The 22,255-nt window shown below is 68.3% G+C and carries 19 protein-coding genes; 16 read left to right on the top strand and 3 right to left on the bottom strand.

The window, feature by feature from the left end:
* Nucleotides 1–12 precede the first annotated feature (12 nt).
* From ESP51_RS04360 to ESP51_RS04285, 15 genes are all read left to right on the top strand, one after another.
* On the top strand, nucleotides 13–1,476 hold the full coding sequence (locus tag ESP51_RS04360; RefSeq protein ID WP_241842967.1) for an MFS transporter: 1,464 nt from the start codon (nucleotides 13–15) through the stop codon (nucleotides 1,474–1,476).
* A gap of 109 nt (nucleotides 1,477–1,585) precedes the next feature.
* A complete protein-coding gene (locus ESP51_RS04355) occupies nucleotides 1,586–2,605 on the top strand; it encodes a LacI family DNA-binding transcriptional regulator (protein ID WP_129519670.1) in 1,020 nt (339 codons plus the stop codon).
* Between the two features lie 240 nt (nucleotides 2,606–2,845).
* A complete protein-coding gene (locus ESP51_RS04350) occupies nucleotides 2,846–3,607 on the top strand; it encodes an L-ribulose-5-phosphate 4-epimerase (protein WP_129519669.1) in 762 nt (253 codons plus the stop codon).
* Nucleotides 3,608–3,791: 184 nt separating this feature from the next.
* A complete protein-coding gene (chvE, locus tag ESP51_RS04345; protein WP_206737208.1) occupies nucleotides 3,792–4,871 on the top strand; it encodes a multiple monosaccharide ABC transporter substrate-binding protein in 1,080 nt (359 codons plus the stop codon).
* A 136-nt stretch (nucleotides 4,872–5,007) separates the two neighbouring features.
* Nucleotides 5,008–6,537: a multiple monosaccharide ABC transporter ATP-binding protein gene (gene mmsA, locus ESP51_RS04340; RefSeq protein ID WP_129519667.1), complete on the top strand. Its 1,530-nt coding sequence runs from the start codon at nucleotides 5,008–5,010 to the stop codon at nucleotides 6,535–6,537.
* A 31-nt stretch (nucleotides 6,538–6,568) separates the two neighbouring features.
* On the top strand, nucleotides 6,569–7,813 hold the full coding sequence (gene mmsB / locus ESP51_RS04335) for a multiple monosaccharide ABC transporter permease (RefSeq protein ID WP_129519666.1): 1,245 nt from the start codon (nucleotides 6,569–6,571) through the stop codon (nucleotides 7,811–7,813).
* Nucleotides 7,814–8,009: 196 nt separating this feature from the next.
* Nucleotides 8,010–8,765: an L-ribulose-5-phosphate 4-epimerase gene (locus ESP51_RS04330; protein WP_129519665.1), complete on the top strand. Its 756-nt coding sequence runs from the start codon at nucleotides 8,010–8,012 to the stop codon at nucleotides 8,763–8,765.
* Nucleotides 8,762–10,372: a xylulokinase gene (locus ESP51_RS04325; protein WP_129519664.1), complete on the top strand. Its 1,611-nt coding sequence runs from the start codon at nucleotides 8,762–8,764 to the stop codon at nucleotides 10,370–10,372. The genes ESP51_RS04330 and ESP51_RS04325 overlap by 4 nt, the downstream gene beginning before the upstream one ends.
* A gap of 41 nt (nucleotides 10,373–10,413) precedes the next feature.
* Nucleotides 10,414–11,937, top strand: coding sequence for an L-arabinose isomerase (gene araA / locus ESP51_RS04320; RefSeq protein ID WP_129519663.1), 1,524 nt, complete (start codon nucleotides 10,414–10,416; stop codon nucleotides 11,935–11,937).
* An 11-nt stretch (nucleotides 11,938–11,948) separates the two neighbouring features.
* A complete protein-coding gene (locus tag ESP51_RS04310) occupies nucleotides 11,949–13,094 on the top strand; it encodes a LacI family DNA-binding transcriptional regulator (protein WP_206737201.1) in 1,146 nt (381 codons plus the stop codon).
* Between the two features lie 232 nt (nucleotides 13,095–13,326).
* Nucleotides 13,327–14,304, top strand: a complete 978-nt coding sequence (locus ESP51_RS04305) for an ABC transporter substrate-binding protein (protein ID WP_129519661.1) — start codon at nucleotides 13,327–13,329, stop codon at nucleotides 14,302–14,304.
* Nucleotides 14,305–14,464: 160 nt separating this feature from the next.
* Nucleotides 14,465–16,132 carry a sugar ABC transporter ATP-binding protein gene (locus ESP51_RS04300; RefSeq protein WP_129519730.1) on the top strand — a complete coding sequence of 556 codons (1,668 nt, stop codon included), beginning with the start codon at nucleotides 14,465–14,467 and terminating at the stop codon, nucleotides 16,130–16,132.
* A complete protein-coding gene (locus ESP51_RS04295) occupies nucleotides 16,129–17,175 on the top strand; it encodes an ABC transporter permease (protein ID WP_129519660.1) in 1,047 nt (348 codons plus the stop codon). Before ESP51_RS04300 ends, ESP51_RS04295 begins: the two co-directional genes overlap by 4 nt.
* Nucleotides 17,172–18,218, top strand: a complete 1,047-nt coding sequence (yjfF, locus tag ESP51_RS04290) for a galactofuranose ABC transporter, permease protein YjfF (RefSeq protein ID WP_129519659.1) — start codon at nucleotides 17,172–17,174, stop codon at nucleotides 18,216–18,218. Before ESP51_RS04295 ends, yjfF begins: the two co-directional genes overlap by 4 nt.
* An 83-nt stretch (nucleotides 18,219–18,301) precedes the next feature.
* Nucleotides 18,302–19,342 carry a LacI family DNA-binding transcriptional regulator gene (locus ESP51_RS04285; RefSeq protein ID WP_129519658.1) on the top strand — a complete coding sequence of 347 codons (1,041 nt, stop codon included), beginning with the start codon at nucleotides 18,302–18,304 and terminating at the stop codon, nucleotides 19,340–19,342.
* Between the two features lie 110 nt (nucleotides 19,343–19,452).
* Here ESP51_RS04285 and ESP51_RS04280 read toward each other — a convergent pair whose 3' ends face one another.
* Nucleotides 19,453–20,388: a CPBP family intramembrane glutamic endopeptidase gene (locus ESP51_RS04280; RefSeq protein ID WP_129519657.1), complete on the bottom strand. Its 936-nt coding sequence runs from the start codon at nucleotides 20,386–20,388 to the stop codon at nucleotides 19,453–19,455.
* A gap of 138 nt (nucleotides 20,389–20,526) precedes the next feature.
* Entirely contained in the window at nucleotides 20,527–20,907 is a 381-nt protein-coding gene (locus ESP51_RS04275) for a glyoxalase superfamily protein (RefSeq protein ID WP_129519656.1), read from the bottom strand.
* A gap of 229 nt (nucleotides 20,908–21,136) precedes the next feature.
* On the opposite strand from ESP51_RS04275, the gene ESP51_RS04270 reads away from it, so the two are divergent.
* Nucleotides 21,137–21,712: an HhH-GPD-type base excision DNA repair protein gene (locus ESP51_RS04270; RefSeq protein WP_206737200.1), complete on the top strand. Its 576-nt coding sequence runs from the start codon at nucleotides 21,137–21,139 to the stop codon at nucleotides 21,710–21,712.
* A gap of 63 nt (nucleotides 21,713–21,775) precedes the next feature.
* Here the strand turns inward: ESP51_RS04270 and ESP51_RS04265 are convergent, their stop codons facing one another.
* Nucleotides 21,776–22,249 carry a MarR family winged helix-turn-helix transcriptional regulator gene (locus ESP51_RS04265; RefSeq protein ID WP_129519655.1) on the bottom strand — a complete coding sequence of 158 codons (474 nt, stop codon included), beginning with the start codon at nucleotides 22,247–22,249 and terminating at the stop codon, nucleotides 21,776–21,778.
* Nucleotides 22,250–22,255: the final 6 nt, after the last annotated feature.

Genomic DNA, 22,255 nt, shown 5'->3' with positions numbered 1-22,255 from the left:
AGCGTCGTTCGAGTGAGTGAACCGATGACGGAGCCGAACCCGCGCGCGGCTGAGCTCGGCGACCTCGACGACGCCGAGCGATTTTCGCAGACCGGCGCGACCGAACCGTCGACGCGCTCGGGCCGCGACAGCGGCCCGCTCTCCCTGCCCTACCGGTGGCTGTCGATCGGCATGTTCTCGCTGATCTTCCTCGCGGCGTTCGAGGCGATGGCGGTCACCACCGTGATGCCCCTCGTCGCCCGCGACCTCGACGGCGTGGAGTTCTTCGCCCTCGCGTTCGCCGTGCCGCTCGCGGCCGGCATCATCGGCATGGTGCTCGCCGGCAACTGGACCGACCGGTCGGGGCCGTTGCCGTCGCTTGTCGTCTCGGCGCTGCTCTTCGTGATCGGCCTGCTGATCGCGGGCACGGCGGCCGACATGGGCGTGTTCATCGTCGGCCGTTTCGTGCACGGCTTGAGCGGCGCCGCCGTGATCGTGCCGCTCTACGTCATCGTGGCGCGGGTGTATCCCGAAGCGCTTCGGGCGCGCGTGTTCGCGGGGTTCGCGGCGGCGTGGGTCATCCCGTCGATCATCGGCCCGGCGCTCGCCGGCGTCGTCGCCGAGGCCGTGAGCTGGCACTGGGTGTTCCTCGGCGTGATCGGGCTCATGCTGCCCGCGGCCGCGATGATGCTGCCGCCGATCCTGCGCGTGCGCGACCAGGTGCAGGGCGATCCCACGGTGCGCTGGAGTCTCGGCCGGGTCGGCTGGTCGGTGCTCACGGCGGTCGCCGCCCTCGCACTCGCGCTCTCGAAGGAGTTCCCCGAGCCGTGGCGCTGGATCATCGCAGTGCTGTCGATCGGCCTCGTCGTGGTTGCGGTGCGCCCTCTCATGCCCGCGGGCACGTTGCGTGCCGCGCGGGGCATGCCCGCTACAGTGCTGCTGCGGCTCATCGTCGCGGGTGCGTTCTTCGGCTCTGAGATCTACCTGCCGTACCTCTTCATCGAGCGGTACGAGTTCTCGCCGAGCCTTGCGGGCGCAGTGCTCACCGGCGCTGGCGTCTCCTGGGCGGCGGCCTCCTGGCTGCAGGGCCGCCTCGGCGACCGGGTGTCGAACACGCAATCGGTGCAGATCGGAGCCGGGCTCCTCGCCGTGTCGCTCGTCGTCGTGCTCCTCGTCGCGGCATTCATGCTCTCGCCGTTCATCGCCTTCGCCGCGTGGACCCTCGCGGGCGGCGCGATGGGCTTCATGTACCCGCGCTTCTCGGTGGCGGTGCTGAGCCTCTCGCCCGTGTCGTCGCAAGGGTTCAACAGTGCGGCGCTCTCGATCGGCGAGTCGCTCGGGGCATCCGTCGCGCTCGCGATCACGGCACTCGCGGCAAGCGCCGTCGTGGGCGGGGCGTTCACGGCGGAGTTCGCCGTCAGCGTGGCCATCGCGGTGGTGGCGGTCGTGCTCGCGCAGCGCGTGCGGCCGAGCGCCGGGGCATCCGCCGGCTCATAGCGCCGATGTGACGTCACATCTGTGACAGTCACATTCCGTTCGGAAGTGTGCATAATGGTCAGGCCGGCGTGTGTGACCGTGAACATGCCGAAATCGATCGAAGGTGCCCGTGACGGAGGAACTGCAGAGGGTTCGCGCCCCGAGCATCCGCGATGTCGCACGCCTCGCAGGCGTCTCGCACCAGACGGTGTCGCGGGTGCTCAACCACCATCCGAGCATCCGTCCAGAGACGAAGCAACGTGTGCTCGACGTGATCGAAGAGCTCCAGTACAAGCCGAACCGCGCAGCCCGGGCGCTCGTGACGAGCCGCTCGCGCACGATCGGAATCCTCTCGGCGTCGAGCACCTGGTACGGCCCCGCCTCGAGCATCGCGGCGATCGAAGAGGCCGCGCGCGCTGCCGGCTACTGGGTCAGCACCGCGAACATCGAGTCGTCGGATGCGCGTTCCATCGCCGACGGGCTGGCGCATCTCGCGGCGCAGGGCATCGAGGGCCTCGTCGTGATCGCCCCGCAGGTGCGCGTGTTCGACACGCTCGAGCAGCTCTCGATCGACGTGCCCTACGTGACGCTCCAGTCGACCGCCCGCGACCCCGACCACGCGCTCTCGGTCGACCAGATCGCCGGTGCGCGCATGGCGACGAGGCACCTCATCGACCTCGGACACCGCAGCATCTACCACCTCACCGGCCCGCAGGACTGGATCGAGGCCGAAGCGCGGATGCGTGGCTTCCTCGATGAGATGAGCGCCAGGGACGTGCCCACGACCGCGCCGATCCTCGGCGACTGGACGGCCGACTTCGGCTATCACGCCGGCCGTGAGCTGCTGACGGTACGCGACTTCACGGCGATCTTCTCGTCGAACGACCAGATGGCGCTCGGCCTCATGCACGCCGTCCGCGACGCCGGCCTCGAGATCCCGCGCGACGTCTCGATCGTCGGATTCGACGACATCCCCGAGGCGGCGCACTTCTGGCCGCCGCTCACGACCGTGCGGCAGGACTTCGCCGAGTTGGGCCGCCGCTGCGTGGCCTTGCTCCTCGGCGACCTCGACCCCGCAGCGCCCGACTACCGCGGCACGATCACGCCGGAACTCGTGGTGCGCGGCACCACCGGCGCTCCGGCGTTCTGACGGCTCCGTTGCCGAACGCTCGGCTCGGAAGTTCCGTCGTTACCGATTCGTGACGACCCGGAGTTGACAGAAGCTTCGGCCATATGGCTAACATGAGTGTCGCCATGTGAACGGTCACATTGACTGTCACATGGAATGCCCCAACCTGATCGACGAAGGAGTCTCCGTGCTGACAGCGCCCACCTCGCACGACCGCCGCTGCAGTTCCGGCCGGTCCAGCGCGAGCTGCGGAGCAGTGCGTTGAGCACCTTCGGGCCCCAGATCGAGGTCGCCATCGCACGAGTGCGTGCCGACGTGGCACGGCTGCACGGGGAGTTGACCCGGTATGGCCTCGTCGTGTGGACGGGCGGCAACGTGTCGGGCCGCGTGCCGGGTGCCGACCTGTTCGTGATCAAGCCCTCGGGCGTCTCGTACGACGAGCTCGCACCCGAGAACATGATCCTGTGCGACCTCGACGGCAACGTGGTGCCGGGCACTCCGGGCAGCGATCGGGCCCCGTCGTCAGACACGGCGGCGCACGCCTACGTGTACCGGCACATGCCGGAGATCGGCGGCGTCGTGCACACGCACTCCACGTATGCGACGGCGTGGGCGTCGCGCGGCGAGGAGATCCCGTGCGTCATCACCGCGATGGCCGACGAGTTCGGCGGGCCGATCCCCGTCGGTCCGTTCGCGATCATCGGCGATGACTCGATCGGCCAGGGCATCGTCGAGACGCTCACGGGCCACCGGTCCCGCGCGGTGCTGATGCAGAACCACGGCCCGTTCACCATCGGCGCGAACGCGAAGGACGCCGTGAAGGCGGCCGTGATGGTCGAGGATGTCGCCCGCACGGTGCATCTGGCTCGTGAGTCGGGCCCGTTGGTCCCGATTCCACAGGACGCGATCGACCGGCTCTACGACCGGTACCAGAACGTGTACGGGCAGCAGGGCGATGCCCGCCTGACGACCGCAGACGGGCAGTCGAACGACGCCCGCCGGAAGAAAGTCGACCGGCGATGAACGATCGCCCGGTCACATGGAGCTTGCGCACCCCAACCATCGGGTTGGCGCGAGGGAGACGGCTGGCATGGACGCAGCCGCATCCGACTGTCACCAAGACAACGACGTCCAGACGGACACAGTGAAAGGAAACACCGTGAAGAACACGAAGAAGGTGCTTCTCGCGACGCTCGCAGCGGGCTCCATGCTCGCGCTCGCGGCGTGCGCAGGCGGCGGCGGCGGCGGCGAAGGCGACGGCGAAGGCGGCGGCGGCCTCATCGGCGTCGCGATGCCCACCAAGAGCTCGGAGCGCTGGATCCAGGACGGCGACGCCGTCAAGGCCCAGCTCGAGGACCAGGGCTACACCGTCGACCTCCAGTACGCAGAGGACGACATCCCCACCCAGGTCTCGCAGGTCGAGAACATGATCACCAAGGGTGCTGAGGCCCTGATCATCGCCGCGATCGACGGCACCACGCTCACGAGCGTGCTGCAGGATGCCGCTGACGCTGACATCCCCGTCATCGCCTACGACCGCCTCATCCGCGAGACCGAGAACGTCAACTACTACGCCTCGTTCGACAACTTCGTCGTCGGACAGCAGCAGGCGTGGTCGGTGCTCAACGGCCTCGGCCTCACCGAGCTCGACGGCACGCCCATCGAGGGCGCTCCGGCCGGCCCGTTCAACATCGAGCTCTTCGCGGGCTCGCTCGACGACAACAACGCGTTCTTCTTCTTCGACGGTGCGATGGACGTGCTCCAGCCGCTCATCGACGACGGAACGCTCGTCGTGAAGTCGGGCCAGACCGACATCGAGCAGGTCGCGACGCTCCGTTGGGACGGCGAGACCGCCCAGAGCCGCATGGAGGACATCCTCACTGCGAACTACTCCGACGGCTCGACGGTCAACGCGGTGCTCTCGCCCTACGACGGCATCTCGCGCGGCATCATCTCGGCACTCACCGACGCCGGCTACTCGGTCGGCGAAGGATGGCCGATCATCTCCGGCCAGGACGCCGAGCTCGACTCGGTCAAGGCGATCAACTCGGGTGAGCAGTACGCCACCATCTTCAAGGACACCCGCGAGCTCGCGGTCGTGGCCGTGGACATGGCCGTCGCCCTCCTGAACGACGAGGAGCCCGAGGTGAACAACACCGAGGACTACGACAACGGCGTGAAGGTCGTGCCGTCGTTCCTCCTCGACCCGGTGATCGTCGTCAAGGACAACATCACCGAGACCCTGGTCGACAGCGGCTACTGGACCGAAGAGGAAATCCAGGGCTAGTCACCACCGGTACACGCTGACCGGATGACGGTCCACCGCTGCGTGTCGGGGCCTGAGCGGGAGTACTCTCGCCTCAGGTCCCGACCGCGGAGGCATCGTCATCCGGCCGGCCCCCGGCAACGAAGCAGGAGCAAGGATGACCACGAACATTCTCGAGATGCAGGGCATCACGAAGACCTTCCCCGGCGTGAAGGCGCTCTCCAACGTCACGCTCGGCGTCGCTCGCGGCGAAGTGCACGCGATCTGCGGCGAGAACGGCGCCGGCAAGTCGACGCTGATGAAGGTGCTCTCGGGCGTCTACCCGCACGGCACCTACGAGGGCGACATCGTCTTCGAGAACGAGACGGTGGAGTTCAAGGACCTCACCGACAGCGAGGCCAAGGGCATCGTGATCATCCACCAGGAGCTCGCCCTCAGCCCCTACCTGTCGATCGCCGAGAACATCTTCCTCAACAACGAGCAGAAGAGCCGCTCGGGCCTGATCGACTGGAACAAGACGAACCACGAGGCGTCGAAGCTCCTCGCGCGCGTCGGACTGCGCGAGAACCCCACGACGAAGATCCTCGACATCGGCGTCGGAAAGCAGCAGCTCGTCGAGATCGCGAAGGCGCTCTCGAAGCGCGTGAAGCTGCTCATTCTCGACGAGCCGACCGCGGCCCTCAACGACGAGGACTCCGATCACCTGCTGAACCTGATCCTGCACCTCAAGGAGCAGGGCATCACGTCGATCATCATCAGCCACAAGCTCAACGAGATCAAGAAGGTCGCCGACTCGGTAACCGTGATCCGCGACGGCAAGACGATCGAGACCATCGCGAAGGCCGACGTCACCGAAGACCGCATCATCAAGGACATGGTCGGCCGCGATCTCGAGCACCGCTACCCCGACCACACGCCGCATATCGGCGAGGAGCTGCTGCGCGTCGAGGACTGGACGGCCCACCACCCGCAAGACACCACTCGCGTCATGGTCGACAAGGTCAACCTCAACGTGCGCGCGGGCGAGATCGTCGGCATCGCGGGCCTCATGGGCGCCGGCCGCACCGAGTTCGCGATGAGCCTCTTCGGGCACTCCTACGGGTCGAAGATCTCGGGCAGCGTGTTCCTGCGCGGCAAGGAGATCAAGACGCGCTCGGTCGCCGAGGCGATCGACCACGGCATCGCCTATGCAACGGAGGATCGCAAGACCTACGGCCTCAACCTCATCGAGGACATCAAGCGCAACATCTCGATGGCGTCGCTCAAGAAGCTCGAGAAGTACGGCCTCGTGCACGACAACGAGGAGTACAAGGTCGCGAACGAGTACCGGCACTCGATGAACATCAAGGCGCCGAACGTGCTCGTGAAGACCGGCAAGCTCTCGGGCGGCAACCAGCAGAAGGTCGTGCTCTCGAAGTGGATCTACTCGGATCCCCAGGTGCTCATCCTCGATGAGCCCACCCGCGGCATCGACGTGGGCGCGAAGTACGAGATCTACTCGATCATCAACCGGCTCGCGGCCGAGGGGAAGGGCATCATCGTCATCTCCTCCGAGCTGCCCGAGCTGCTCGGCATCTGCGACCGGGTGTACGCCCTCTCCGAGGGTCGCATCACCGGCGAACTGCCCGTCGCCGAGGCGACGCCCGAAGCAATGCTCAAGCTCATGACCATGGAAAAGCCCCGCTAAGCCGACGCGAGCGGAACACACAGGAGACACGATGTCGAATCCCAATCCAACTGAGACCACCGAGTCGCATGCCGTCGGCGGCACCATCAACCCCGTCGAGAACAAGTTCACCGAGCGCCTCAGCCACATCCTCGCCGACCTCGGCAAGAACGGCATCTTCATCGCCCTGATCGCGGTGGTCGTGCTGTTCTCGTTCCTCACGAACGGCATCCTGCTGCGGCCGCAGAACATCTCGAACCTCGTGGTGCAGAACGGCTACATCCTCGTGCTCGCGATCGGCATGGTGATGGTCATCATCGCCGGCCACATCGACCTCTCGGTCGGATCGGTCGCGGCGTTCGTCGGAGCCTGTTCGGGCGTCTTCGCGGTGCACTGGGGCATGCCCTGGTGGATCGCCGTCATCCTCTCGCTCGCGATCGGCGCCGCCGTGGGGGTGTGGCAGGGATTCTGGATCGCCTTCGTGGGCATTCCAGCGTTCATCGTGACACTCGCGGGAATGCTCATCTTCCGCGGCCTCGCGCTCGTCGTGCTCGGCAACGCGAACATCGGCTCGTTCCCCGCCGAGTACCGCGGCATCGGCAACGGCTTCCTCACCGACCTGCTGGGTGAGTTCGAGATCGATCCGCTGACGCTCGGCATCGGCGCCATCGCGATCATCGCCCTCGTCGTGCAGCAGGTGCGCACCCGGCTCGGGCGACAGAAGTACGGCCAAGAGGTCGAGCCCCTCATCTGGTTCATCACGAAGCTCGTGCTCGTCGGAGCGGGAATCAGCTTCTTCGTCTACTCGCTCGCGTCGTACAAGGGCATCCCGGTCACGCTCATCATCCTTGCGGTGCTCGTGCTCGTGTACGGCGTCGTGATGAACCGCTCGGTGTTCGGCCGCCACATCTACGCGATCGGCGGCAACCGCCACGCGGCGGAGCTCTCGGGCATCAAGACGCGACGCGTCGATTTCTGGCTCTTCGTCAACATGGGCGTGCTCGCCGCGCTCGCCGGCCTCATCTTCACCGCTCGACTGAACCTTGCGGGGCCGAAGGCCGGTGACGGCTTCGAGCTCGAGGCGATCTCGGCGGCCTTCATCGGCGGCGCTGCGGTGCAGGGCGGCGTCGGCACGATCGGCGGCGCGATCATCGGTGGTCTCATCATCGGTGTGCTGAACAACGGCATGTCGATCATGGGCATCGGCATCGAGTGGCAGCAGGCCGTCAAGGGCCTCGTGCTGCTGCTCGCGGTGGCCTTCGACGTCTACAACAAGCGCCGCTCCGGCGGCCGCTAGGCAGATCGACCATGGGGGCGGATGCTGCGGCATCCGCCCCCTTCGTCGTGCTCTCGATCTCGGGTGAAGAGCGAGCCTGGCTTGAAGCTCGGCTTCGTTAGCGCTAACATCTTGCTTCGTTAGCGCTAACGAAGCGCCATGACGAAGGAGTCCCCGTGCCGCACCAAGTGCAGAGCGTGAACCGGGCGGTGTCGATTTGAGCGGCACGGCCCCCGAGTTCGAACCCGAGACCGAGGCGGCGATCGCGCAGGTGCGCGACGACGTCGCGAAGCTGCACGGCGAACTGACCCGCAACGGGCTCGTCGTCTGGACGGGCGGAAACGTGTCGGGCCGCGTGCCGGGTGCCGACCTGTTCGTGATCAAGCCCTCGGGCGTCTCGTACGACGAACTCGCACCCGAGAACATGATCCTCTGCGACCTCGACGGCAACGTGATCCCGGGCACGCCCGGTTCCGACCGCAGCCCGTCGAGCGACACCGCAGCGCACGCCTACGTCTACCGGCACATGCCCGAGGTCGGCGGCGTCGTGCACACCCACTCGACCTTCGCGGTCGCCTGGGCCGCGCGCGGTGAAGAGATCCCGTGCGTCATCACCGCGATGGCCGACGAGTTCGGCGGGCCGATCCCGATCGGCCCGTTCGCGATCATCGGCGACGACTCGATCGGCCGCGGCATCGTCGAGACACTCACCGGCCACCGGTCCCGCGCCGTCCTCATGCAGAATCACGGTCCGTTCACGATCGGCAAGAACGCGAAGGACGCGGTCAAGGCCGCCGTCATGGTCGAAGACGTGGCCCGCAGCGTGCACTTCGCCCGCGAGGCCGGACCGCTCATCCCGATTCCGCAGCATGCGATCGACCGCCTCTACGACCGCTACCAGAACGTCTACGGGCAGACTGGTGATGCACGTCGAGAAGGCGCAGCCGAACAGAGTGGAGATGCATCCCGATGACCGAGACCGTCACGACACCGGATGAAGCGCGGGCCGCGATCCTCGAAGGACGCACGTCGCTCGGCATCGAGTTCGGCTCGACCCGCATCAAGGCGTGCCTCGTCGGGGAGGACCCCACCGTCGTGCTCGCCGTCGGCAGCCACGAGTGGGAGAACCGGTTCGTCGACCGCGTCTGGACCTACTCGCTCGAAGACGTCTGGTCGGGCCTCCAGGAGGCGTACGCCGACCTCGTCGCCGACGTGCGACGCCGCTACGACGTGGAACCGCAGACGTTCGGCGCGATCGGCGTGTCGGCGATGATGCACGGCTACCTCGCGTTCGACGCGAACGACGAGCTGCTCGTGCCATTCCGCACGTGGCGCAACACGTCGACGGGTGTGGCCTCCGCTGAGCTCAGCGAGCGGTTCGGGCTCAACATCCCGCTGCGCTGGTCGATCGCCCACCTGCACCAGGCGATCCTCGACGAGGAGGCGCACGTCCCCGACATCCGCTTCGTCACGACCCTCGCGGGCTATGTGCACTGGCGGCTCACGGGCCGCAAGGTGATCGGTGTCGGCGATGCCTCGGGGATGTTCCCGATCGACTCCTCGACGAACGACTACGACTCGCGGCTGCTCGGCGTGTACGACGGGCTCGTCGCCGACCGGGCACCGGGCCTGCAGGTCGCCGAGCTGCTCCCCGAAGTGCTCGCGGCCGGGCGCGAAGCCGGTCGCCTGACCGCCGATGGCGCCGCGCTCCTCGACCCGTCGGGCGCGCTGCAGCCCGGCGCGCCGTTGTGCCCGCCCGAAGGCGATGCCGGCACGGGCATGGTCGCGACCAACGCGGTCGCGCCGCGCACCGGCAACGTGAGCGCGGGCACGAGCATCTTCGCGATGGTCGTGCTCGAGCGTCCACTGTCGGAGCCGCATCACGAGCTCGACCTCGTCACGACGCCGGCGGGCGACCCCGTCGCGATGGTGCACTGCAACAACGGGGCGAGCGAGCTCGCCGCGTGGGTGGGCGTGTTCGGGCGGTTCGCGGATGCCGCGGCCACCGGCCTCGACAGCGATGCGATCTTCGAGCTGCTCTTCCGGGAGGCCCTCGACGGCGAGGCCGACGCGGGCGGGCTGCTCGCGTACAACCACCTCGCCGGAGAGCCGATCGCGGGGCTCACGGAGGGTCGGCCGATGGTCGTCCGCACGCCCGACAGCCGGCTCACCCTCGCGAACCTCATGCGCGCGCAGCTCTACGGCGTGTTCGGCACGCTCGCGCTCGGCATGCGGGTGCTCGACCGTGAGGGCGTCGAGCTCGACCGGATGTTCGCGCACGGCGGCATCTTCCGCACCGCGGGCGTCGCCCAGCGGCTCCTCGCCGGCGCGCTCGACGCGCCGGTCGCCGTCGGCGAGACGGCGTCGGAGGGCGGCGCCTGGGGCATCGCCGTGCTGGCGTCGTACCTCTCGGCATCCGCGCAGACCGACCTCGGCGCCTACCTGAACGAGCGCGTCTTCGCCGGCGCGGCCGTCGACACCGTCGACCCGAACCCCGACGACGTCGCCGGCTTCGCTGCATTCCTCGACCGTTACCGGGCGGGCCTCGCCGCCGAGGCCGCCGCCGTCGAAGCGCTCTGACTGCGCGCACCGACACCGAACCCCGTACCAAGGAGACACGCATGACCCGCACCCCGCTCACCACGTCGCTCGACGGCTACGAGGTCTGGTTCCTCACCGGCAGCCAGCACCTCTACGGCCCAGAGACCCTCAAGCAGGTCGCCGACCAGTCACGGCAGGTCGCCGAGACGCTCGACGCGGCATCCGCCGTGCCCGTGAAGGTGGTGTGGAAGCCCGTGCTCACCGACTCCGACGCGATCCGCCGCACCGCCCTCGAGGCGAACGCGGCCGACAACGTCATCGGCCTCGTCGCGTGGATGCACACCTTCAGCCCCGCGAAGATGTGGATCGGCGGCCTCGACGCCCTGCAGAAGCCGCTCGCCCACCTGCACACGCAAGCGAACGTCGAGCTGCCATGGGGCGAGATCGACTTCGACTTCATGAACCTCAACCAGGCCGCTCACGGCGACCGGGAGTTCGGGTACATCCAGACCCGGCTCGGCGTGCCCCGCAAGACGATCGTCGGCCACGCGAGCGACCCGCGCGTGCAGCAGGAGTTCGGCACGTGGCAGCGTGCCGCGGCCGGCCTCGCGGCATCACGCAGCATGAAGCTCGCCCGGTTCGGCGACAACATGCGCTACGTCGCCGTGACCGAGGGCGACAAGACCGAGGCCGAGCTGCGACTCGGCGTGCAGGTCAACACGTGGGGCGTCAACGAGCTCGCCGAGGCGGTGGCCGCGGCATCCGATTCCGATGTCGACGCGCTCGTCGCCGAGTACGAGGAGCTCTACGAGGTCGTGCCCGAGCTGCGGAACGGCGGCGAACGGCACCAGTCGTTGCGCGACGGTGCGGCGATCGAGCTCGGCCTGCGCTCCTTCCTCGAGGAGGGCGGCTTCGGCGCGTTCACCACCTCGTTCGAAGACCTCGGTGCCCTGAAGCAGCTGCCGGGCCTCGCGGTGCAGCGGCTCATGGCCGAGGGCTACGGCTTCGGCGCCGAGGGCGACTGGAAGACCGCCGTGCTCGTGCGCATCGCGAACGTCATGGGTGCAGGGCTCCCGGGCGGCGCGTCGCTCATGGAGGACTACACGTATGACCTCACGCCCGGCGACGAGCTCATCCTCGGCGCGCACATGCTCGAGGTCTCGCCGTCGCTCACGACCTCGAAGCCGTCGCTCGAGATCCACCCGCTCGGCATCGGCGGCAAGGAAGACCCCGTGCGCCTCGTCTTCACGGCCGACCCCGGCCCCGCCGTCGTCGTCGCGATGAGCGACATGCGCGACCGGTTCCGCCTCACCGCGAACGTCGTCGAGAACGTCGAGCTGCGGCATCCGCTGCCGAAGCTCCCCGTGGGGCGCGCCGTCTGGAAGCCCGCCCCCGACTTCGCGACGAGTGCCGCCGCCTGGCTCACCGCCGGCGCGGCGCACCACACCGTCATGTCGACGGCCGTGGGCGTCGAGGTCTTCCGCGACTTCGCCGACATGGCGAAGCTCGAGCTGCTCGTCATCGACGAAGACACGACGACCCGTGACTTCCAGCGCGAGGTGCGCTGGAACCAGGCCTACTACCGCCTGGCGCAGGGTCTCTGATCGGAGCACGCATGGGCCGCACGGATGACTCGGGCCGGGCGGATGCGCCCGAGCCCGAGTCGCCCGAGCCCGCCCCGCCCGAGCCGGGGTCGCCCGAACCCGCCCAGGCGGAGCCCGCTCCGCCCGATTCCGCCCAGGCGGAGCCCGCCGGCGTGCCGACGATGTTCGACGTCGCGCGCCGCGCGGGCGTCTCGCACCAGACGGTCTCCCGAGTGCTCAACGACCTCACCGGCGTGGCCGCCTCCACGAAGCTCCGGGTCGAGCAGGCGATCGCCGAGCTGAACTACACGCCGTCGCCCGCGGCGCGTGCCATGGCCAAGCGCCGGTCGGGATCGATCGGGCTCATCCAGGCCGGGCGACCCGACTACGGACCGTCGAGCGCTGCGCTCGGCTTCAACGAGGCGGCCCGCGCCGCCGGGTTCACCGTGAGCCAGACGAGCATGCGCACCCTTGACGCCGACACGCTCACCCAAGCGGTGCATCGGCTCGCGCTCCAGCGCGTCGAGGCGATCGTGCTCATCTCGGGCGAGCGCGAGGCCGTCGAGGTGCTGCGGGGCATCCAGGCCGGACTGCCGCTCGTGGCTGTGGCATCCGAGGACGAACCCGGCACGCACCGGGTCTCGCTCGACCAGTACGCGGGCGCGCGCCTCGCGACGGAGCACCTCATCGGCCTCGGCCACCGCGAGATCCGGCAGGTCGCTGGGCCCTCCGACTCGATGGATGCCGCCGAGCGGCGCCGCGGGTTCGCCGACGCGATCCGCGAGCACGGCCTCGTGCTGCACGACCCGATCGTGGGGGACTGGATGCCGCCGTCGGGCCACGCAGCGGGCGAGCTCTTGCGTACCGACCCCGAGATGACCGCCGTGTTCGTGTCGAACGACCAGATGTCACTCGGTCTGCTTGCGGCGTTCCGAAGCGCCGGCCTCCTGGTGCCCGAGGACGTCAGTGTCATCGGGTTCGACGACATCCCCGAGGCGGCATACTTCGCGCCGCCGCTCACGACCATGCGGCAGGACTTCGACGGCCTCGGCCGCGACATCATGGCGACCGTGCTCGACGTGCTCCGCGACGAGCCGACTGCGCCCGATCGCACGGCACGCGTGCCCGAGCTCGTCGTGCGCGAGAGCACGGCGCCGCCGCGCACTGCTGCTCCCTGACTCGGGCCAACGCGAATATGAGCGCTCACATTCCCGAGCCTCCGCGTCGGCCGCGCCGAGCAGCACCGCCCGAGGCGTGCCATTCGTCCGTGATACATCTGTTACAAACTCGACTTGTGAGCGCTAACAAGTGAGCGCTAACATCCAAGAACGACAGGAACGACCCCGTCGTCCGGCACACCAGGAACGCAGCACGCTCAGGCCGGCTCATTGAACAAGGAGGTTCATCCAGATGAAGAAGCTCATCGGAATCGCAGCGGCCGGAGCAATGCTCGTCGCACTCGCAGGTTGCGCCAACGGCGCCGGCGAGGCATCCGGTCCCAAGCCTCTCGACGAACTCGTCGTGGGCTTCTCGCAGGTCGGCTCTGAGAGCGGATGGCGCACGGCGAACACGAAGGACATCCAGGCCGCTTTCGAAGAGGCCGGCATCGAGCTCAAGTTCTCCGACGCGCAGCAGAAGCAGGAGAACCAGATCAAGGCGATCCGCTCCTACATCCAGCAGCAGGTCGACGTGATCGCCTTCTCGCCGGTCGTCGAGACCGGCTGGGACGCCGTGCTCAACGAGGCGAAGGCCGCCGGCATCCCTGTCGTGCTCACCGACCGTGCGGTCGACTCGAAGGATGACTCGCTCTACGAGTCGTTCCTCGGCTCCGACTTCGTCGTCGAGGGCGAGAAGGCCGGCGCCTGGGCGCTCGCCGAATTCGCCGACGCGACCGAGCCCGTCGAGATCATCCAGCTCGAGGGCACGACGGGCGCCGCTCCGGCGATCGACCGCGCCGAGGGCTTCGCCGAGGTCATCGCCGAGAACCCCAACCTCCAGGTCGTTGCGAGCCAGACGGGTGACTTCACCCGTGCCGGTGGCAAGCAGGTCACCGAGGCGCTCCTGAAGTCCAACCCGGGCGTCGACCTCATCTACGCGCACAACGACGACATGGGTCTCGGCGCGATCGAGGCCATCGAGGCGGCCGGGCTCGTTCCGGGCGTCGACATCAAGATCCTCACGATCGACGCCGTGAAAGACGGCATGCAGGCCCTCGCCGACGGCAAGATCAACTACATCGTCGAGTGCTCGCCGCTGCTCGGCAAGCAGCTCGTCGAGATCGTCGAGCAGATCAACGCCGGCGAGACCCCCGAGAAGCGCATCATCACCGAAGAAGGCGAATTCAACCAGGAGCAGGCCATCGAGGCCCTGCCCGACCGGCAGTACTGATTCCGAGCCGGCGGATGCCTCGGGGCATCCGCCGACCGGATCGTCGGGCGGGTGCGCGGGATCCATGCCGCGCACCCGCACCCCGTATTCTCAGAACCGTGTCGGCCCCGGCGGCCGCATCCGACGCCGGATGCCCCGTGACCGGCCCACCGACGACTCGATGGAGAGCACCGTGACCAACCACACCGACCCGCCCACGGCGGTCGTCGAGATGCGCGGCATCTCGATCACCTTCCCGGGCGTCAAGGCACTCGACGACGTCGACTTCCGAATGTTCCCCGGCGAGGTGCACTCGCTCATGGGCGAGAACGGCGCCGGCAAGTCCACGCTCATCAAGGCGCTCACCGGTGTGTACGGCATCGACGCGGGCACCATCACACTCGCCGGCGACCAGGTGTCGTTCAGCGGCCCGGCACAAGCGCAGGCCGCCGGCATCTCGACGGTGTACCAAGAGGTGCACCTGCTGCCGAACCTGTCGGTCGCCGAGAACATCATGCTCGGCCGGGAGCCCCGCCGGTTCGGCTCGATCGACTGGCGGGCCATGCGCCGCCGCTCGGCGCAGCTCCTCGCAGGGCTCAATCTCGACATCGACCCGGGCTCGCTGCTCGGCGACCACTCGCTCGCGGTGCAGCAGCTCATCGCGATCGCCCGCGCGATCGACGTGCAGGCGAAGGTCCTGATCCTCGACGAGCCCACCTCGAGCCTCGACACCGACGAGGTGGCCGAGCTCTTCCGCGTCATCCGCTCGCTGAAGGAGCAGGGCGTCGCGATCCTCTTCGTCTCGCACTTCCTCGACCAGGTCTACGAGATCTGCGATCGACTCACGGTGCTGCGCAACGGCAAGCTCGTGGGGGAGTACCTCACCGAAGAGCTCCTGCGCATCGACCTCGTGCAGAAGATGATCGGCAAAGAGCTCACGACGCTCGACGATCTCGAGCAGCGCGCTCGGTCCGTCGTCGTCGATGAGTCGGATGCCGCGAACTTCGTGACCGCCGCACGGCTCGGCCGTCGCGGCGCGATCAACCCGGCCGACCTGCCGATCGCCGTGGGCGAGGTCGTGGGTCTCGCCGGCCTGCTCGGCTCGGGTCGCACCGAGCTCGCGCGCCTTCTCGGCGGCATCGACCGCGCCGACTCCGGCGAGCTCACGATCCGCGGCAAGGCCACGAAGCTGCGCACGCCGCGCCAGGCGATCTCGCACCGCATCGCGTTCTCGTCAGAGAACCGCCGCGACGAGGGCATCGTCGGCGACCTCACGGTGCGCGACAACATCGTGCTCGCCCTGCAGGCCGATCGCGGATGGTTCCGTCCCATCCCAAAGAAGCGTCGCGACGAGCTCACGCAGAGCTACATCCAGGCCCTCCACATCCGTCCGGGCAATCCCGACGCGCTCGTGCGCAACCTCTCGGGCGGCAACCAGCAGAAAGTGCTGCTCGCCCGCTGGCTCGCCATCGCACCCGGCCTGCTGATCCTCGACGAGCCGACGCGCGGCATCGACATCGGCGCGAAGGCCGAGATCCAGAAGCTCGTCTTCAACCTCGCCGAGAACGGCATGAGCGTGCTGTTCATCTCCGCCGAGCTCGAAGAGGTGCTGCGCCTCAGCCACCGCGTCGTGGTGCTGCGCGACCGTCACGTCGTCGCCGACCTCGAGAACGACGGGCTCACCGTCGACGCGCTGCTCGCGCTCATCGCCGACGGCTCCGTCGAAGCGGATGACACGGATGCCGCAAGCGGCACGAACGGCGATCGCGTCGCCGTGCTCGGGGCATCCGACGCATCCGAGACCTCCGACCACCTCACCATCGACAATGTTCCAGGAGGCCGCCGATGAGCGCCCTGTTCGCTCGGGTCGTCGCGCACCGGCTGTTCTGGCCCGTCGTGATGCTCCTCGTGCTCTTCACCATCAACCTGATCGCCTTCCCGGGGTTCTTCACCGTCACCATTCGCGACGGGCACCTGTTCGGAAGCCTCATCGACATCCTGCGCAACGGCGCGCCGACGCTCATCATCGCGATCGGCATGACGCTCGTGATCGCCACCCGCGGCATCGACCTCTCGGTCGGCGCGGTGTGCGCGATCTCGGGTGCCGTCGCGTGCTCGATCATCCTCGGATCGCCGACGCCCGGGAGCCTCTCGACGGTGGCCGTCGCCGTGACGGTGGCGATGCTCATCGCGCTCGTGCTCGGCATGTGGAACGGATTCCTCGTCGCCGTCGTCGGCGTGCAGCCGATCATCGCGACGCTCATCCTCATGACGGCCGGTCGCGGCATCGCGATGCTCATCACCGAGGGGCAGATCCTCACGGTCAACAGCCCGCCGTTCAAGTTCCTCGGGTCGGGGTTCTGGTTCGGCATCCCGATCGCGGTGATCATCGCTGCGGTGGTCTTCGCGGTCGCCGCGCTCGTCACGCGCCGCACGGCGCTCGGCATGTTCATCGAGTCGGTCGGCATCAACCCCGAGGCGAGCCGCCAGGCGGGCGTCCGGGCGCGAGGGCTCCTCTTCGTCGTCTACACGTTCAGCGCGTTCTGCGCCGCGATCGCGGGGCTCATCCTCACCGCGAACACCGCCGCGGCCGACGCGAACAACACCGGGTTGTTCATCGAGCTCGACGCGATCCTCGCGGTCGTCATCGGCGGCACGTCGCTCGCCGGTGGGCGGTACTCGCTCGTGGGCACCCTCGTCGGGGCGCTCGTGATCCAGACGCTCGTCACGACGGTCTACACCGTCGGCATCCCGCCGATCGCGACCATGGTCTTCAAGGCCGCGGTCGTCACCGCCGTGTGCCTGTTGCAGTCGCCCACGACCGCAGAGGCGTTGCGAGGATTCCGACAACGACTCGCCATTCGAGCCGGAAAGGGCGTCGCAGCATCATGACGAACCTCCTCGAAGCCCCGCAGCAACCGAAGCTCCCCGCTGGCCCGGGCACGCCGTCCACGCGTCGGCTCGGAGCCACGATCCGCAACCTCATGACGAGCCCGAAGTACGGGCCGGTCATCGTCACCGCCGTGCTCTTCATCGCCGTGTTCGTCATCGGCGGCGTGCGCTACCGCGGGTTCTTCTCGGGCCAGGTGTTCCTCAACCTCCTCGTCGACAACTCGTACCTGATCGTGCTCGCCGTGGGCATGACGTTCGTGATCCTCACGGGCGGCATCGACCTGTCGGTCGGGGCGGTGGTGGCATTGAGCGGCATGATCGCCGCGAGCCTGCTGCAGACCGGCTGGTCGCCCTCCGTGGTGATCCCGCTCATTCTCGTGCTCACGAGCGTGCTCGGCCTGCTCGTCGGGCTCATGATCCATGTCTTCAAGGTGCAACCGTTCATCGCCACGTTGGCGGCGATGTTCCTCGCTCGCGGCCTCTGCTACATGGTGAGCCAGAGCTCGATCTCGATCACCGACCCGGTGTTCGTGTCGCTCGCGCAGACCCGCATTCCGCTCGGCGGCATCCTCTCGATCACGCCGAGCGTCATCATCGCCCTCGTCGTCGTCGCGATCGCCGTGTGGGTGCTGCACGCGACGCGGTTCGGCCGCACCGTGTACGCGATCGGCGCCGGCGAGCAGAGCGGCCTGCTCATGGGCCTCCCGGTCGCACGCACGAAGGTGCTCGTCTACGTGATCAGCGGCTTCTGCTCTGGCCTGGCCGGCGTGCTCTTCACCTTCTACACGCTCTCGGGGTATCCGCTCACCGCGATCGGCACCGAGCTCGACGCCATCGCCGCGGTCGTCATCGGCGGCACGCTGCTCACGGGCGGCTACGGCTTCGTACTGGGGTCGGTGCTCGGCGTGCTCGTGCTCGGCGTGATCCAGACCATCATCACGTTCGAGGGCACCCTCTCGTCGTGGTGGACGAGGATCTTCATCGGGGCCCTGCTGCTCGTGTTCATCATTCTGCAGAAGGTGCTTACCGCCCGAAGGCGCTGAGCCTCCCGGGCCCGGGGAACCGTGGGCAGCATAATCAACGGTAGTGAACGCGCCGGGGGCGCGAGGCAGGAGCGCAGCAGCGAGTGAGCGACCGGGACGACAAGGGGCGCGTCGCGACGATCTTCGACGTCGCGCGACTCGCAGGCGTGTCGCATCAGACCGTGTCGCGCGTGCTCAACGACCTGCCCAACGTGCGCCCCGCGACTCGCGCGCGAGTGGAACAGGCGATCAAGCAGCTGCGCTACGTGCCCTCGCCCGCAGCCCGGGCGCTCGTCACGCGCCGCACCCGCACCCTCGGCCTCATCGTGACCGGCGCCCCCGACTACGGACCGTCGAGCACCGCGCTGCACTTCAACGAGGCGGCGCGCGACGCCCGGTACTCGGTGATCACGGCGAGCATGCTCGAGACGGATGCCGCGGTAATGCGCTCCGCGGCCGAGCTGCTCGTACGGCAGAACGTCGAGGCGATCGTGCTCATCGCGGCGCAGCGTGCAGCGCTCGACGCGCTCGACGGCATCGAGCTCGGCGTGCCGCTCATCGCGGTCGCCTCCGAGGATCGCGGCGGCATGCATCGGGTCTGGCTCGACCAGTACGCCGGCGCGCGGCTCGCCGTCGACCACCTCGTCAGCCTGGGCCACCGCGAGATCCGGCACCTCGGCGGACCGCCCAACGCGATGGACGCCGCCGAGCGCGTGCGCGGCTGGTCGGCCGCGCTCGCCGAGCACGGACTGCCCGCCCGCGAGCCGTTGCTCGGCGACTGGACGCCCGGCAGCGGCTACGTGCACGGCCGCGTGCTCGCGCGCGACGCCGAGATGACCGCAGTGTTCGTGTCGAACGACCAGATGGCGATCGGCGTGATGCACGCGCTCGCCGAGGCGGGCCTCTCGGTGCCCGATGATGTGAGCATCGTCGGCTTCGACGACATCCCCGAGGCGGCCTACGTCGCCCCGCCGCTCACGACCGTGCGCCAGGACTTCGACGCGCTCGGCCGTGCCGCCATGGCCGGGGTGCTCGGCGTGCTCGGCGACGACGAGCGGCTCGTGCCCGAGCCGAGCGTGCCCGACCTCATCGTGCGGGCGAGCACGTCTGCCCCGAGCCGCGATCGCGTCGCCCTCACCCCCTGAACCCCGGTGGTTGAGTAGCGCCCGGCGAAGCCGGACGCGTATCGAAACCACCCGCGTGCAGTGGGGTCGGGACGAGGTGCCCCGCCGCTGGCGCGCCGACATCCGCTCGGCTACTCGCTCTGCTGCACCTCGCGCCGGGAGCCCGCGTCAGCGATTTCCTCGGGGTGGTAGTGCTCGTACCCGAGTCGGCCGCGCGTCACCGCGATCAGCACCAACGCCGTCGCCGTGAAGCCGATGAGCACTGGCAGGAGTCCGAACTCGTTCAGGATCGGAGCGGGGAAGAGCGGCGCCTCGACCTTGTTGGCGAAGGTGTTGAAGGATGCGTGCATCAGCATCGTGATGAGCAGGCTGCCGTTCGCGTGGTTGAAGACCCACGTCATGATGATCGTGAGCGCGGTGATCATCACGATGAACATGAGGATGTTCGGGATCGTGGGCGGCGTCCACACGCCGGTCCAGAACAGGGGGAGGTGCCACAGCGCCCACAGGACGCCGAGGATGACGGACCCGAGAAGTGGGCCGTTTCGCCGCTGCAAGCGGGGGAGGGCGAAGCCACGCCAGCCGGGCTCCTCGCCCAGCGGCCCCCCGAGGAGGAGGGTCGTCACGAACGCCAACGGGTAGGCGAGGATCAACGAGAGCGTCAGCGGCTCGAACGAAGCGAGGACCCCAGGCACGACGATCGCCCCCAAGAGGATGATGATCGGGATGCCCACGAGAACGAACAGGTACCACTGAACCCCCACTCGCCACTGGACGTACCGGCGCAATAGACGGCGAATGCCCGCCCGGCCTTCGGTCACGCCCGTCATGATGAACGCCGACACCGTCGGGCCCAGGTAGGTGGCGGCGGCGAGCGACAACGCGATGACGGGTTTCGGAAGCGTATAGGGCAAGAGGCCGGTGCCGGTCTCCGAAAGCACGACCGGCAACTCGACGAGCCATGCGAAGGCGTATGCCATCACGAAGAACGAGATCAGCGGATGCCGCGCGAGCACGCCGCGCGGAGCTTCGCGCACCGGCTGGTCGGCGTTGTCGACGGTGGTCATAGCGGTGCCTTCCTCTCGGCGAAGAGTGGATGGGGCGTGCAATGAGCACAGTGTCCCACTGCGGCACCGCGTGCGCAGGCCCCAATTCAGGTCTGCCCGGCGCGCCCGCCTGGCGCCGCGAGCGCGGCATCCGCTCGGCTACGCGGCCGAGTAATCGGGCAGCTGCTGCAGGGTCCACTTGTTGCCGTCGGGGTCGTTCACGGTGATGAATCGGCCCCACGGCTGCTCGTCGACGCCCTCGGCCTCGACGCCCTTGGCGCGGAGCTGCGCGAGCACGGCATCGGCGTCGGGGATGACGACCTGGATCGAGTCCTGCTGGCCCGGCTGCAGCGTGCCGCCGATGCCCTCGCCGAACGCGATCGAGCAGGCCGAGCCGGGCGGCGTGCACTGCACGAAGCGCAGCGACTCGGAGACCCGCTGGTCGTGGTCGGCGTTGAAGCCGAGCTTGTTCACGTAGAAGTCCTTCGCGCGGTCGACGTCGGTGACGGGCACGAAGATGAGTTCGATCTTCCAGTCCATGGGGCGTGCTCTCCTTCTCGAGTGGCGATCTGTTTCATCGTGGCACTGCCCGCCGACGTTCGCACCCGGTGGTTGAGTAGCGCCCGGCGCAGCCGGACGCGTATCGAAACCCTTGGGTTGAGTAGCGCCCGCGCGAAGCCGGACGCGTATCGAAACCCTTGGGTTGAGTAGCGCCCGCGCGAAGCCGGACGCGTATCGAAACCACACCCGACCTGCCAAGATTGACCCCATGGCGCTGAACATCACGGGAGATACGGCGGCCGACGAGCTGCTCGGCAACGACGCGTTCGCACTGCTCACGGGCATGCTGCTCGACCAGCAGGTGCCCATGGAATCCGCCTTCGCGGGGCCCGAGAAGATCCGCCAGCGCATCGGCACGATCGACCCGGCGGCGATCGCCGACTACGATCCCGAGGCGTTCGTCGACGTGTTCAAGCAGACGCCGGCGGTGCACCGTTTCCCCGGCTCGATGGCCGGGCGGGTGCAGGCGCTCGCCGTCGCCGTTCGCGATGAGTGGGGCGACGACGCATCCGCCATCTGGACGCAAGGCGACCCCGACGGCGCCGAGGTGCTGCGACGACTGAAGGCGCTGCCCGGCTTCGGCGAGCAGAAGGCGAAGATCTTCCTGGCGCTGCTCGGCAAGCAATTGGGGTTGAAGGCGAGCGGATGGCGCGAGGCCGCCGGTCACTACGGCGAAGACGGCGTGTATCGCTCGGTCGCCGACATCGTCGACCCCGAGTCGCTCGTCAGGGTACGTGCCACGAAGCAAGCGGCCAAGGCCGCCGCGAAGGACGCGAAGAGCTGAGGATGGTCGGTGGCCGGGCTGAGCTCCTCGCAGAGGGTGGTTTCGATACGGCTGCTTCGCTGCCTACTCAACCACCGGAGCCGGAGCGGCTAGGCGGGCGAGCACGCGAGACGAGGCATCCGCCAGCGCCTGCTTCTCGTGGGGCTCGAGCTGGTCGAGGAAGAGGCTGCGAATCGCCATCGCGTGATCGCGCATCGCCTTGAGCAGGGCGAGGCGGCCGGCCTTCGTGAGCACCACCAGCGTGCCGCGGGCGTCGGTGTCGTGCTCGATGCGCTCGACGAGCCCGCGGTTCGCCATGCGCGTGAGCTGGTGCGACAGCCGGCTCTTCTCCCAGCCGATCTTCTCGCCGAGAGCACTCGGTCGAAGCTGATGCTCAGGGGCCTTGAACAGCGTGAGCAGAACCCCGTAGTCGCCTTGGGAGATGCCCGCGTCGCGTTGCAGCCGACGGTCGAGCTCGCGTGCCAAGTGGTTGTGCATGGCCACGAAGCCGCTCCAGAGAGCCCATTCGGCCTCGTCGATCTCGGACACCTCAGACATGACTTC

Source organism: Agromyces albus (genome assembly GCF_004134825.1).
Classification (GTDB): Bacteria; Actinomycetota; Actinomycetes; order Actinomycetales; family Microbacteriaceae; genus Agromyces; species Agromyces albus.
This window is presented reverse-complemented; position numbering and strand designations above follow the sequence as displayed.

Excerpts from the sequence above, each read along its gene's own strand:
- ESP51_RS04325 (WP_129519664.1), top strand. The coding sequence starts at position 8,762 with ATGACCGAGACCGTCACGACACCGGATGAAGCGCGGGCCGCGATCCTC.
- ESP51_RS04310 (WP_206737201.1), top strand. The coding sequence starts at position 11,949 with ATGGGCCGCACGGATGACTCGGGCCGGGCGGATGCGCCCGAGCCCGAG.
- araA (WP_129519663.1), top strand. The coding sequence starts at position 10,414 with ATGACCCGCACCCCGCTCACCACGTCGCTCGACGGCTACGAGGTCTGG.
- ESP51_RS04270 (WP_206737200.1), top strand. The coding sequence starts at position 21,137 with ATGGCGCTGAACATCACGGGAGATACGGCGGCCGACGAGCTGCTCGGC.
- mmsB (WP_129519666.1), top strand. The coding sequence starts at position 6,569 with ATGTCGAATCCCAATCCAACTGAGACCACCGAGTCGCATGCCGTCGGC.
- ESP51_RS04265 (WP_129519655.1), bottom strand. The coding sequence starts at position 22,249 with ATGTCTGAGGTGTCCGAGATCGACGAGGCCGAATGGGCTCTCTGGAGC.
- ESP51_RS04300 (WP_129519730.1), top strand. The coding sequence starts at position 14,465 with ATGGAGAGCACCGTGACCAACCACACCGACCCGCCCACGGCGGTCGTC.
- yjfF (WP_129519659.1), top strand. The coding sequence starts at position 17,172 with ATGACGAACCTCCTCGAAGCCCCGCAGCAACCGAAGCTCCCCGCTGGC.
- chvE (WP_206737208.1), top strand. The coding sequence starts at position 3,792 with ATGCTCGCGCTCGCGGCGTGCGCAGGCGGCGGCGGCGGCGGCGAAGGC.
- ESP51_RS04305 (WP_129519661.1), top strand. The coding sequence starts at position 13,327 with ATGAAGAAGCTCATCGGAATCGCAGCGGCCGGAGCAATGCTCGTCGCA.
- ESP51_RS04280 (WP_129519657.1), bottom strand. The coding sequence starts at position 20,388 with ATGACCACCGTCGACAACGCCGACCAGCCGGTGCGCGAAGCTCCGCGC.
- ESP51_RS04295 (WP_129519660.1), top strand. The coding sequence starts at position 16,129 with ATGAGCGCCCTGTTCGCTCGGGTCGTCGCGCACCGGCTGTTCTGGCCC.
- mmsA (WP_129519667.1), top strand. The coding sequence starts at position 5,008 with ATGACCACGAACATTCTCGAGATGCAGGGCATCACGAAGACCTTCCCC.
- ESP51_RS04275 (WP_129519656.1), bottom strand. The coding sequence starts at position 20,907 with ATGGACTGGAAGATCGAACTCATCTTCGTGCCCGTCACCGACGTCGAC.